We start from the raw sequence: 13,844 nt of genomic DNA on the forward strand, positions 1-13,844 counted from the left end.
AAAAACTGAAAATCATAAATACTACAATTAAACCCTGATATTTCAAACGGTTTTACTCACATTCAGATCCATAAAATATCTTTATTCAACAACTAACATATCACCCATAACATAGGGGTTTTCCTGCTGTTCACGAACCGGTCTTTTATCTATCATGACTACATTAACTAACTCCTCACAATTATCTACCTTAAGCCCGGCTATACGGGTTGTTATATATTGCAGCAAAGTAGTACCCCCGGCCAAGTTTATGTAAATTTTGTGTGGCGGCAGCATTTCCAAATAACCCATAACTTTTTCTATTACTTCGGATAATTCATTGAATCCGGCAAAAGGATCTTTCACTTCTACCACTTCTATTCCTCCGCTATAACCTGCTTGAGTTGTTATCTCTGTCAGCAATGCCCTACCCTCTTTAGACGTGAGTACCAAAATACGATCCGGCTCAATGTGATTTATAGCGGTATATAAAAGTCCCGGAGACATTCCCAAAGGTGTTATAAGAACCTTTAAGTTTGAAGCTTCTCCATCTGAATCAGGTATCTCGTGACAAACTATCAGCCCTTCTTCACTGAATAATTCCTCCAATAATGCAAGACATTCACTGGTTTCCTGCATTACCTTATGGGATGACCTGGGATTGGTTCTCCAGCCAGCATGGATTACATCATTGCGTGGGTCAGACAGCTTAGACCACAGCTTTCCTGAGAGACTATTTTCCTTAGCCCTGTACAGCTGTCCTGCTGTCAGTTCACGCATACCCCGATCAAAAGCCTTCCCGTACTCTCCTTTCTGGCACATAGTAAATGATATTACCAGTTCTCTCATCATTGATAGTGCTTGAGGAGCATAATTATGCTCAACATACCAGCGGACCGCTGCCAGGTGCCTTTCAAGATTGAGAGGGTTATAATGATCTTCCACCCCTGCAAAGGCATAATACTCTTCTATGATTTTATCCATTAAGACACCAAAAGGAGCAGCCCACTCCCAGACATCACGTTCCAGAATATTTCTTTGCTCAGTTCCCTCTTTATAATATTTTAAATTGCGAGCCTTGTTGACCAGTTCAAAAGGTCTGGTGGTAAACAAAGCCCGGGAAATATCTTCAATTAACATACCAAAACTATTTAGCTCCCGACGCGCCGGGCCCTGCTTTTCCTTAGCTTTTTTTTGAGCCATTACCAGGAGACTGCTGATTTCCCGGGCACTGCCGTGCTGGATAAAAGAATTTACACCAACAATCCAATCAAGCAGTGAGCAAAAATCAGTTAAATCAAAAACCGGAGTAATATTTTTTTCTTTATCCCTAGCTTCATATGCTCCATAATAGAGACCCTTAATTTGCACATTCTTAACAAATTTTAGGTAGGCGATACTAAGGAAGCATACCAGGGAAAGAGATCGAAAACCGTGAGTTATATCAAATACCACACTGTCCTGTTCATCGACCTTATCTATTAATGTATTGAATATCTCCCAGAGTTCCTTTGTACTTTTTCCTTCCGGTACATCTATCGGAACAGGTTCAGAAAAACCATTTTCTAAAAATTCCTGACAAAGAGGACCCCAGTGCTCATTAGCTGCCTCCTCGGTTCTAACTACCAGAACTTCAACAGGTTTTATGATTGCTGTGGAAAATACGGAAAAATAGCGGGTATATATTTTATTTGTATCAAATATATAAGTAGTTTCCTCATATTTACCTGTTCCGATAAAAGTAATTAACTTACACATTTAACTCCCTCCCCTGCCTATGTCAATGTATTTTCTACCCCACTCCGGCATAAAAAGTTTCCACCAGTATGCATACCCTGGTCGCAATATCTTCCTTTTGCCAGCGTATCCTAATATATAAAAAAACCCACATGCTAACATTTTTCAAAGCTCATAACAATGGTTTGTAATTTATACGAACCGGGGAAGGGTTTTTCTTGATAAATTCAAGAATCAACAGATTTAAGGCCTTGCTTGAAAACCATTGTAAGGTCACTTCCCACTAGATGCATTATTAGGTATAAGTTTCTACCGCATAGTCACGTTTTCCTGCAAAAAGTTGCAATTTTTCCTACAATTTCGATATATATCTCGATTTAAGCCTAATAATGATTACCGTAGCATCCCGACATCCACGGGCCCATCTATAATATCTACAGCCCGATTTAATGTTTTTTGAGTAAGCACCTACTACCGCCACCGCATAACCTACTTCACGTACAGTTTTCGTAACTCATTCTTGCCAATAAGTCCTTCGAATAAGTTTTCTACCAGATTAACACCTGTTTTACAACCATTGCTGCACCATTAATTATTCTCTTAGAAAAAATGTCTAAAACCCCCATTCAATCAACCCCTATCCCGCAAAATAATAATAATTTTTTGTCATTACTCTACACAATTATAGCTAACCAGCCAGGTAAAATATTTTCCAGTCAGAGACGTATATACAACATGACGTTCATTCTTTAATGATTTGTGCAAAAGTAACCAATATATTTTAGATTGATGTAGTCTAAAATATATTTAATTTTGTACAATCCAGAAGAACAAAAAAGCCAGTTACCTGAAAAGCAACTGACTCGAAAAACCTCAATTAAATTAAGAAATTTATAAATGTATTTACCTAACCTTGAATTTTTGGGATATAGGATTGTTATATGAATGTTTTATGTATAGGAATTATTTTATTTTTAAACTTATATATGGCAATTGTTTTGTTTTCAGACTACGGCTGCAAATAAATGGCTTGAGCAGGAGATACCGTAGTTTCAATTCCCTACGGGAATTATTTTGTTTTCAGATATTGCATACTCAATAAACCGGGACCGTTGTCTGAGCAAGGTTTCAATTCCCTACGGGAATTATTTTGTTTTCAGATATATATAAGGCATAGTATTAGCAGCGTACTTTAAATCGTTTCAATTCCCTACGGGAATTATTTTGTTTTCAGATGTGATAAGGAATATTGATTAAGGAGGTAATTATTAAGTTTCAATTCCCTACGGGAATTATTTTGTTTTCAGATACTGCCCGCTACAAGCCTTGAAATACAAGGCCTGCAAAGCCACTTTGCGAGCGTCTAAAATAATTTCATATTTTTATCCATTTTACATCAAACAAATCATCATTGTAAACCCCTCTAGCCCGCATAATTAAAGATATTTTTTAAGATCGAGCAACCCCCGGCTTTTTTGCACACCAACGACGCTCGATCTTTTTAGCATTTCTCTACTATTGGTTAAATCTCTCCTCCCCTTTAAAACACATAGCAATTCCTTACGTTCCTGTCTCACCTCTTTCACTTTTTGCAAGGCATCCGCTGCCCGTTCTTGTTCCAGTGTTTTACTCATTTGTTACCTCCCTGTTTCTCCGGCCAAGCTACCGCACACCAACCCTGTCCCACAGTTTCATTCCCGCCAATCTGAAGATAAGGACACTCATTAAACATTTGCTTAACTTTATCTAAAGAGTTATCTTTACCGCTATGTGAAATTAGGAGAAAATAAAATAAACTGTCCGTTGGCAGGGTTTCTTCATACCATAGATTTATACTGGTTTTTGTTAATTCATTCAGCTGGTTCCGGGCAAAATGTTGAAGATAAGAAGATCCACGTATACGTTTTCTACTAGATTCAAACCTGTTATTACTATCGTTGCTGCACCTTTAATCATTCCATTTGTAAAAATTTATAAGCCCCATTTCAAATATTTGTTTCTCTACACAATTATAGTTATGAATGCACTACTACCGGGCATAGGCCTTAAAGACATGGTAACAAACCTTTACCGCCAGATAGACTGAGGTGGGCGCCGAAGTCGGGGGAAAAGACAGGAGAGCCATAATGGCTACAATCTTAACCACCTTAAGCCCGGTTATTTTGGCCACCCTGTATGCACACTGTTCCCTGGTGATATTTCCCCGCCACCATTCTCTCATAACCGGAACCACTAATAAGGTGGTAGACCACAAGACTGCGTGCGGGATAAAGTCCAAGGGACGTGCTGCGGCAGCATCGAGATCTAATAATTCCTGCCGCACTTCGTTTGTAATATCAATGTTGGAAAAGCCCGAATCATGCACCATTGAATTCCCAGCTAAATCATCTGCCACCTCAGATGTGGCATAAACCTCCGTGTCAGGGTATTTTTCTAAAGCAAGTTTTACCGGCTCAGAACTATTAACAGCCTTAAGCTGCACCTCCACTTCCTCACCGTCAGCATTGGTGAGTATAACATCACTGCCGGGGTAATTGACATCAGGATGCAACCGGGCATAGGTATCATCACCATCGGCATTTTCAGCCTCAACAAACTTTATCTCGTGATAAATACCCTTAATATTATTAATAAATCCAACCATAGAGGTATCACTGACATTGGATACATATTCAGACACCTCTTCCAGACTCGCATCAGGAGCAAGGTCATTAGTTGATCTTTTAATTGACTCCACAATCATCCGGGCCTCAGGAGTATCTATGGCATCATACTGGTTCTGCCGGAGAACCTGCATCACTGCCAGGATGCCTATTTCGTCACCGGTCTTTTTTAAAATCCCGGCTGTTCGGCCTTTTATATCCGGCATCTTGAGTTTTGCCAGAGCAATCATCCCCTTTACTAATATCAAATTACCGCTTTTTGCCTAATTTTTTACCCTCCTGTAGTGCTGCATTCCATATTTTGCAGACAATATCTCTATCCAGAGGCTCTCCGGCCCGGCGCACATCAAAATAATAGCTGACTACCCTTCCCATGGCATAGGTAAACGCAAAGGCTATGGGTAGGGTAAAAAAACCACCTGCAAAAGGTAGGCCGAGTTTGTAAAGACTTATGGTGGCCTGCTGTGCTAAAAAGCCCATCCCAGTCAAGCCACCCAATTCGACAATAATCTCCTTTGACCGCCACGTTGACAGTTCAAATCCCTTAATCTTGCCTATCTTCATGGCCATAAAAGCCTGTAGCGGCGTTAATATGGCAATATCGGCAAAGGGCAAGGGCTGAACAGCAATACCAGCGCACAGGGCGGAAGTAACCATAATAATCTTATCTACACTCTCATGCTCGCTGCACGACGAGCTTTCCAGCTGAGCATACTCACGGGCTAATTTTTCTTTTACTTCTTCAAATTTACTCATAATATTTAACCCTCTTTCGAGTCGATTAAAATAACTTATAAAACCCTTTTTATTTATAAAAATTATAGACTAAAGAAAAGGAGAAAAAGTTTCCGGAGAACCGCAAAAAAAATAGCCTTATTACAATATGGCTAAAAAATATAAAGTATAGGGTATATAAAACCGGAGGTCTATTAGAGCATCCGGTTAAAGTCAATATTTTGTAATACATTTGTTGCAGAACTTTTCCTTATGGGAATTTTTTTAAAATTTTACGTATTGATATATTTTATAATCTTTCATATATAGTTCTGGCAATTGATATTACCCGGCGACGCATTTCACCTGGTTCGATTATTTCCGCCGCTGAACCAAAGCTTAAAATCCACTTGGTAAAATTATTTTTACCCCGGATTTCGCCCTCCCATAAAAGGGATCCGTCAAGCTGTTTTTGGGGTGGTGTCAAACCTCGCCTTTTTAGTTCTGATCTAACTTTTTCATGCACACTGGCCCGGTCATAAAACTTGACTTTTACCTGAACCGGCGGAGACATATCCATACCCCATCTACACCGCAGGAAATCCTTAAGGGAAAAATCTATTGGATATGTAAAGCACTCACCGAGAACTACTAAGGATTTAATCCTCTCCAGGTGAAAAACAAGCTCCCTGTTAACATGATTGTCTTTGCCGGAAAATTCTCTTCCTATCAGATACCAGGAACCAGTACCGTTGTAAAAAACAAGCCCCAGTGGCATTAGCCTTACCTCTCGGTCCTCACTGTAATTCTTAGCGTAGTAGAGCATTTGCACTAATCTCTCCTGAATAACAGCCAGCCTGAGTTGGGAAAGATATTGTGCGCCTGCCAACTTCACCCCGGATTTTACTTTTATAGTACTGGAAAATTCCCGTACTGAATTCTGACCTGCATGGGGCAAAACCCTGGACCGCAGGCATTCCCGCAGCCACCTTAACTCCTCGCTCGGGGGATTTTCCTCCAATGCCCAGAGTAATCCTGCCGACTCTGCGGCAGTCAAAGATATTCCCGGCGTTGAATTTTTCCTGGACATCAAGAACCATTTTATTTTTGGATCATGCACTTCACAATCACCTTCATATGCTTCCTCCAGATTCGGATCCGGGAAAAGAGAGTAGTGCTGGGCATATTCCGACTGCATTGCAACCCAATTCAGATCCTCCAGTATTATTATCTCTGAGTATCCGGTTATTTTTGACAATTGCTCAGCTGAAAGACCCTCAGGGTAACCCTCCAGCAGTTGCATAATCCGCATTAGTCTGAATATAACCTCATCATGCATATGGGTCCTCCCCCCTATATACAGCCAGCATGCGTCCTGCTGTCTCCTTAACTGACTCCTGAAGCCAGAGTGGTGAAATAACTTCAACCACATCACCGTAGCCTCTAAGCCAGGACTTAAATTCTGAAAGACCGGTTATTTCATCCCTTAAAATAGCTGAGCCATCCGGGTAAAGCTTAACCTGGCAACCATCATAATAACTTTTTCTATAATTCATTTCACAAATCATCCGTTCAACTGCATTTGTATCCCAGGAAGTGTTTCTGAATCTAACCTCCACTTGAAAAGTTTTATCTCCGCTAACGCCCCAGTAGCGGGACAGCAATTGAGAAACTTCCTCCTCCCCCGGCATTGCAAAATCCCTATCCAACTGCTCGGCCTTCTCCATCCGGTCCAGGCGAAAAACCAGGGGAACCTTACCCTGCGCACGTCCTCCAAAAGCAATAACATACCACAGACCACGTCGCCAGTGATAAATTACACCCAAAGGCTTAAGCCTCGCTCTTCTACCCCGGTAGATAACCTCAACCACCTTTCTCCTGACTACACACTCCCTTAGGGTTTGAGCCACCTCAACATTTTGACTTTCCTCCGGTAGATACCCGTGCATCACTTCCCTTAAGAATAACTTCACCTGCTCCTCATAGCGTGCATCATCTCCACCCACCACTAGCGACGCATTAAGTTTTTCCCTAATGGAATTTATTTCATTCGGTTCCATGGGAAGAACAGCCGGAAGGGAATTAAGATAGTGCTGAAGCTGTTGCGACTGCCTATTGGTAAGAACAAAAGGTGCCATAAGGAAACTGCCCGGATGGTATCTGTCTCCTGTACAACCAACCAATCCCTCTACAGAAAGCTCCTCTAAATCATTTTTTACTGCATCCTTTGTAAATCCCAGTTCTACCTTATCCCCACAGCCCCAATCACCCAAACCGGTGGCGTTATATATTTCCGTAAATGTAAGACCTGCTCTATGTTTTGCCGTTCCTATTAGATTAGAAAGGATCCGTAAAATAACTAACTGACGCAGGTGCTTTCTCTTTAGCGGCCGGGCTGTCAGTTTAGAAATATTACCTAAGCATTCCAACCCTACACCAGTAATTTTAACACCACCTCGATATCTTACTACTAAACTCTGCTTTTCCAATTCAATACAATCAAGCTTTATAGCCCTTGCCGATAATTTAAAATATATTGCTAAATCATTAAATGAAGCCTGTCTATCTTCCTGGATTGAAAGGTATTCTAAGATCTCCGTTCTTCGCTTTTCTACCTCTTTTTGTTTTGCCATACTAAAACTTCCTCTGCAATCTTTTTAGAATTTTATATATTTATGCCGAATTTCTTTTTATTAAGCTAATGGTTATAAGATTTAGGTGCTAAAGTTAAAATCTAATTAGCTAACTTGAAATATAGTCCCATTGCTGCAACGAGTAGCTAGTAATTAATGGTTAGAAGTCTTGATGATTATTTTTAATTTCTACATTTATATAACTTTTCCTTTTATTACTGATAAATTTTACTGTTTAATTCGCTAAAATTACCCTTATATCTATATATACAAATCATACAACCATCGGATGTAGATATACAAGCAAAAAACCCCAGCCTATAGCATCAGGTGGGGGTTAATGAGACCGCTATCCTGTCTATCAACAAGAAAGAACCCATTATTCAGGTCATTTCATTATATTACACCTTTCAATTGTATCTCTAAACCGTCTAACAAGGGAGATGTCAATGTATTATCTTCACCATAGGACTGAAACAAAATCCAATTTTTTTCACCGGCTACAAAAATCTCAATAACTTTATGAACAGGATCAACTATCCAATATTCCTTTACTCCATGCTTGTAATACATTTTACTTTTTTCAACTTTATCATATTTGCCTGTTGACGGAGACAATATTTCAACCACGAGATCAGGTGTGCCTTGGATATTCATTTCGGTAATAATGTCCAACCGTTCTTTTGAGATAAACACAATATCAGGCTGAGGTTTTTCTTTTTCACTTAGCAGTACGTCAATAGGCGCACCGTATAATTCGCCAAGATTATTTTTATCAACAAATATTCCGATAGTCTGAAGCAGCTTTCTGGTTATCTTCTGATGTATCGTTCTCGGTGCCGGAACCAAAATCAATTTCCCTCCAATGAGCTCGTATTGATTGTCATCTTCAATTTTTAAATAATCCTCATAGGTAAACAATCTATCAGCTACTTCAATTTGCATAGGCACCTCTCCTTACCCAAAGACTACCTTTTCGAATAAACATTATTATGTACATATTATACCATATTCAGAAGCTAATACCTATAGCCCCGGACAGTTCCTTGCAAGCTTCCTGCGACTGCGATGAACAGGAATCAAACTGTCTCAAGACGTTCTGAGGCTGGCAAAAGAGCAATCGTTGCAAGCAAGATTGCAGCGTGTCGTAATACTCACCTTACATAATTTCCACCCCATACATCTCACACAAAGCTTTCAAATCATCCCTATATCCCGCTCCAACGGCAGCTAACTTCCATTTACCTTTGTACCGGTAGATCTCTGCTATTATTAATGAATTCTCCATAAGAGCAAAATCCTTGACTTCGAAATAAAACATCGGTTTCCCTGATTCATCCGATACTTTTATATATACCCTTTCCAGCTGATTAAAATATTGCTGTTTTTTCTTCCCCTCATAGATAGCCAGAGCTATAACAATTCTCTCATACTGTTGGGGAAGCCTTGATAAATCTATAGAAATTTTCTCCTGCAGGCCTTTTCCCTGTCCCAGAAGTGATATACTGCCATCACTGCTTGACCGGTTACCATAGAAAATAAGGTCTTCATCCCTGATAATTTTTTTGTTGCCCCCTAAAATAAACGCCACAGCATCAATTTCAATGGGGGCTGCCAATCTATTATCCCAGCCTATGCCGACAAAAATTTTCTTATCTCCGGGATTAAATTGCGATAATTCTATCCGCTGTCCTTTTTTAAGCACGGGTATTGAGCCGGTTTCTTGAACTAAACCGTAATTTTTATCTGATGGCGTTAACTTTTTATCAACAGCAGGGTCATTGGTATTTACACCGGTATTTTGATAATATTCAGCCACAGGTTCAGGTGCGCCCTCTGGCAGACAGGCACCTGACGGACTCCAGATCAGCTGACCGTTAGATACGAAAGCACTGCCGGTTACTATGGCGTTGACCGGAATGCGCCTGATGAATTTTGACACTAACAAAAAACTTCCGCACAGGATTGAATTTTGAAACAAAGGATTAATTTTTATCAGTACTTCCACCGTTCCGGGACCAACCAACTCAGGTTCAATAATTATACCCGCAATATGAGATATTATTTTACAGCTGACCGGCAGAGACAATCTCATCTTAAGTATAATTGCCCGGCTGTGAGGTAATTGCCCGAAATTCAGGGAGTCAGGAAAATCCCACACTCCCGATTCGGCTCCAAAACCGGTTACCCTACCCCTTACCTCCACGTTTTCAACCAATACCCCATAACTGTCCTCTGAACGGATGGCAATATCATTGGAACCCCTGGTTGCCTCCACTTGCAGGTTTTTTAATACGACCCCTTCTTTTGTGACATCAATAACCGGGCTGCTTCCGGCCCAAATTGTCGTATTGCTTCCTTCTATGGTCACGGGTTTATTTATATTGACAGGCCCCTTGTATTCACCCGCTTTCAGCTTTAAACAACCTCCGGTCGTCATACCGTTAATTTGTTCCTGCAAGATAATTTAAATCACCGCCTTAATACTTTAGAAACCTAATTTTCTTATAAGCTTCTCTTATATACGCAAGAACTGAGTAAGTATTAAGCGTCCGTGGGATTCAGAGGACAAACGCAGTTGCAGCCCTTCTGATAATCTCACATGCTGACCTTTGGGTACCGGTTTTGGATATCCGTTCTCAATTACTTTTAAGTCCATCTCCATGTTATAGAGGTACCAGTTGTTTTCATGGTAAACGAAATACCCTTGCGGAGTTTTATCGACATTTTCTCCGGCCCAAATATTATCAAATACATGCCATTTGTAGATATACATGCCATGCCAAACCACCAGCCGGTGCTTTTCATTTAAGAAATTGCCCGGTTTACCGGGCTGTTCTCTGTAGCAGTGAAGAATGGGTACGAAGGGAAGAGCAATCTTTTGCTTACAAAACGGACAACAATAATCCATAGCTTTAGAAAGTACAAACCACTTCATTTCACATTTTTCGTTACTGCAGGGATGAATCAAATCTGCTGTACGCACTAAAGCACTCTCCCAATCAAGGGCAGTAGGACGATTATCAGGAGAGTGCAGGGCATGAACAAAGGATTGGGGAATAACCTCGGACAAATATGGTCCCATACATTCATAACCGGTTACCAGCTTAGCAGGCCGGTTGGAATGATCCGTCGGGTTCTCTATGAAGAGTGCCTTTTCCCCCAGTGAAAGTTGTTCATCTTCTTCCGCAGAAGACGTGGAATTAATCCTGGGGCCTTTTAAAGGGTGCCTGAATAAAAGGGTTTGGTATATTAAAACTGCCAAAGCGTGTAAATCAGTCCTGATCGACGGCTCTGCCGTACCCATCAGAACTTCCGGCGCTATCAGGCCCGGAGTGCCGGCAATTTTCGGCGGGTGCAGTCCCGGCACAACCAGACCGTCAACATCAATCATAACTGTGGAACCGCTGACAGGATCACCCAGGAAATTATTATAGGAAAGATCCGAGTGCGCTAAGCCTGCGGAATGCAGCCTCCTGGTTGACCTGGCCATAGTAATGGCCATTTTTAAATGTCCAAGCCAGGTGCCCCTTTCAGCGGCCGGCACGAAATTTCTGGTCTTAGGATTTACAAACCAGCTTAACTTCTTCTCTATGCCGTCAGAGGTAAAGAATTTGGCCGGATAAACAGGAACCTTCACTCCGAGCTTAGGAGATACCACCAGACCGGCAGGCCAGCAATATAAATTGCTCCAATAATCTCCTGATATTTTATCCCTTGTCGGATTATATTTATTAACGATATGATCAATACGGTCTTTACGCTCCGGGTCTTTCAAGTCAGCTTCATCTTTATAAAACTTTATTATTGACAACCGGTCAGCGGTAAAGTGAACAATACCTTCACTTCCCTCGCCAATAATCTCAGGCAGGTATTCAAGTTCAGTTCCGTCAATCAAGGTTGCTACCGGATTTTTTGCTGTTTTTCTCTTAGCCAAGTATAGTTACCTCCTGTGCAAAAATACAATGGTCCGGTCGTCAAAAGAGCCCCTCTTTTCATACCCCAGCCAATCAACAAGTTTGTCTGCCGGATTTTCTCCCAGAACTATTTGATATACATACTCAAACATTTTCGGCATCATTGTATCTACAGGGAAAAAGTCGTCGGAAATGCCGTCGGTCATAACAGCTACAGCATCTACCTCCGGCTTGATAGCAAAAAACACCTTATGTTCAAATTCTTTTTCAATGTCCTTAGTGGTAATAAATTTTGTTTCACTGGCATACTCACCGCTGTCAGCAACACCCAGAATTGAAACACTGCTGCCGCCATGCCATAAGGCTATTGCCCCGTCCCCCACCTGAATGCTGGCAATCAAACTTTTACCCATCCACTCACGGTGAACAGCAATTAGCATAGTTGTTGACAAAAGATCAAATTCAATCTTCCTGGCGGCTGCTTCTTCCTTTAAGGATATAAGGACCTCATGCATTGTATCTACAAGAAAGGTCCGAATTTTTATCAAGTCAGTTTCCTCCGGAATATTTACACCTTCTATTTGCTTCACTTTATAATCTTTAAGAAATTGTTTTAAGGTTTTAACAGCCATCTCGCAGCCTATTTTTGAACCTACTCTTGATAAACGGCAGGAACCGGCTCCATCTGCCGCGGCTAAAATGCTCCAACCGTTTTCAAAATCAAAACCAAAGGAATCATCCCGGTGACTGCCTTCATGGGCATGAGTTTTACCCCGGCGGCTGGCGGCACAAATCCCCCAGCCATTCCATTCCTTAAAAGCGGAGTCGTTAATTTCAACCCAGTCCTCTTGGTCAGCCGGAGGCAGGTCCCTCCACCGGGGGTAGACCACCTCTTCTTCCTTTGGAGCAGGTTTTTCCCGGCTGTCTTTTACCGGAGGTTCCGTTTGCTTTATAACAGACTGCTTATTTTCAGACTGACGGAAGGATAAAATTATTTTATCTGTCTGAATTACTTTCTTATCTTTAGTATAATTTAAGTTTAATTTTATATCTCTCGTTGGAAGCAATACGTCCCCTACTATGTCGTAATCACTACTTTTTATAATCCTGTCATTTTTTGTTTTAATAATCTTATGATTAGGTTTTTCATATAGTTTTTCTGCTTCTGAAAAAAACTCATATATTGACATACTGCCCGAATTAAGCTTTTCAAGAAGTGTAGTACGGCCGGCATCCGCTGCCTTAACCATTACCAGTTCCCTGGTTTCTTCTATTGTAAAGCCCATATCTATAAGTTTTGTTTTCGCCTCATCCATATCAGCTTTGCCGGTATAATATCTTCCTATATTTACAACTAAATTCATATTAGCCCCCTTTTAAGAGAGACCTCCTGCTATGCAAAAGGCCTGGATAAGAAGCTGACAGACTAGGGAATAATTTGAATTGTTGGCGGAGGTGCGGGCAGGTTAGTCGGCTGGTCACTGTCTTTGGTAAATTTAATACTCGCCTGCTTTACTGATTGTGAAACCCACCGGAAAAACTGTTTAAAATCTTCAGGTTGATAGGAAGACATCAGCAAAACAATATCGGTTATTTTTTTCAGGGTATCTGTATTAACATCCGGTCCACAGCCAACTGCCACAATGTTAGCCACCTTACCGGACTTCTGTTTAATTTCCCGGGCGGCATTTTCCCAATCATCTGTTGGCTCACCATCTGTCATTATAAATACAAGCGGCTTATAGTCACCTTTTTGTGTTGGTGTGGATTTGCGAACTTCATTGTCAAAGCAGTTATTTAAGATATGGAGCGCGGCACCCAGAGATGTAGTGCCGTTAGCTTCAATTTGTGGTTCTTTAAAAGCGGCCAATTCCGTTAACTGAACATCCTGCCTTGCATCGCTGCCAAAGGTAATTACAGAAATATAAGCGGTTTCAATAGCCTGGGGCTCCTTTTTGAGTTCCGAAATCATATATTTTACACCCTGCTTCACTGCCTCTATCGGTTCCCCAAACATTGAACCTGACCTGTCAAGTAATAAGTAAACCGGCAGCCTTCTGCTGAGACCTTCAACTTCATTAAACATCAAATATTCCCCCTGTTGTTTTTTGTTTTATAAACACGGTCTTTGGGCAACATGCAATAAGGTTCTTTACATAGCGATCTGCTAATCTTCCTGTCCCCGGCTTCTCCTGATTCTT

The 13,844-nt window shown here is 41.0% G+C and carries 11 protein-coding genes; all 11 read right to left on the reverse strand.

What is annotated here, in order from left to right:
* Nucleotides 1-81 precede the first annotated feature (81 nt).
* The 11 genes from csx2 to DTOX_RS14490 all read right to left on the reverse strand — a co-directional run bounded on the left by csx2 (nt 82) and on the right by DTOX_RS14490 (nt 13,729).
* Complete coding sequence (csx2, locus tag DTOX_RS14440) at nt 82-1,737, reverse strand: TIGR02221 family CRISPR-associated protein (protein WP_015758427.1); 1,656 nt, start codon at nt 1,735-1,737, stop codon at nt 82-84.
* A gap of 1,415 nt (nt 1,738-3,152) precedes the next feature.
* Nucleotides 3,153-3,350 carry a hypothetical protein gene (locus DTOX_RS23775; protein ID WP_015758428.1) on the reverse strand — a complete coding sequence of 66 codons (198 nt, stop codon included), beginning with the start codon at nt 3,348-3,350 and terminating at the stop codon, nt 3,153-3,155.
* Between the two features lie 395 nt (nt 3,351-3,745).
* Complete coding sequence (locus DTOX_RS21600; protein WP_015758429.1) at nt 3,746-4,609, reverse strand: hypothetical protein; 864 nt, start codon at nt 4,607-4,609, stop codon at nt 3,746-3,748.
* A gap of 19 nt (nt 4,610-4,628) precedes the next feature.
* A complete protein-coding gene (locus tag DTOX_RS14455; protein ID WP_015758430.1) occupies nt 4,629-5,135 on the reverse strand; it encodes a YcjF family protein in 507 nt (168 codons plus the stop codon).
* A gap of 268 nt (nt 5,136-5,403) precedes the next feature.
* The gene (locus tag DTOX_RS14460) at nt 5,404-6,432 is read right to left on the reverse strand and encodes a helix-turn-helix transcriptional regulator (protein ID WP_015758431.1); all 1,029 of its coding nucleotides are present in this window, start codon (nt 6,430-6,432) and stop codon (nt 5,404-5,406) included.
* Complete coding sequence (locus DTOX_RS14465) at nt 6,425-7,726, reverse strand: WYL domain-containing protein (RefSeq protein ID WP_015758432.1); 1,302 nt, start codon at nt 7,724-7,726, stop codon at nt 6,425-6,427. Before DTOX_RS14465 ends, DTOX_RS14460 begins: the two co-directional genes overlap by 8 nt.
* A 396-nt stretch (nt 7,727-8,122) precedes the next feature.
* Nucleotides 8,123-8,671 (reverse strand): Uma2 family endonuclease, encoded by a 549-nt coding sequence (locus DTOX_RS14470; protein ID WP_015758433.1) that lies wholly within the window; start codon nt 8,669-8,671, stop codon nt 8,123-8,125.
* A 214-nt stretch (nt 8,672-8,885) separates the two neighbouring features.
* Entirely contained in the window at nt 8,886-10,187 is a 1,302-nt protein-coding gene (locus DTOX_RS14475; RefSeq protein ID WP_015758434.1) for a TerD family protein, read from the reverse strand.
* A gap of 57 nt (nt 10,188-10,244) precedes the next feature.
* Complete coding sequence (locus tag DTOX_RS14480; protein WP_015758435.1) at nt 10,245-11,663, reverse strand: serine/threonine protein kinase; 1,419 nt, start codon at nt 11,661-11,663, stop codon at nt 10,245-10,247.
* Between the two features lie 6 nt (nt 11,664-11,669).
* Nucleotides 11,670-13,007, reverse strand: coding sequence for a PP2C family serine/threonine-protein phosphatase (locus tag DTOX_RS14485; RefSeq protein WP_015758436.1), 1,338 nt, complete (start codon nt 13,005-13,007; stop codon nt 11,670-11,672).
* Between the two features lie 62 nt (nt 13,008-13,069).
* Nucleotides 13,070-13,729, reverse strand: a complete 660-nt coding sequence (locus DTOX_RS14490) for a vWA domain-containing protein (protein ID WP_015758437.1) — start codon at nt 13,727-13,729, stop codon at nt 13,070-13,072.
* Between the last annotated feature and the right edge of the window lie 115 nt (nt 13,730-13,844).

The sequence above is a fragment of the Desulfofarcimen acetoxidans DSM 771 genome, from assembly GCF_000024205.1.
Classification (GTDB): domain Bacteria; phylum Bacillota; class Desulfotomaculia; order Desulfotomaculales; family Desulfofarciminaceae; genus Desulfofarcimen; species Desulfofarcimen acetoxidans.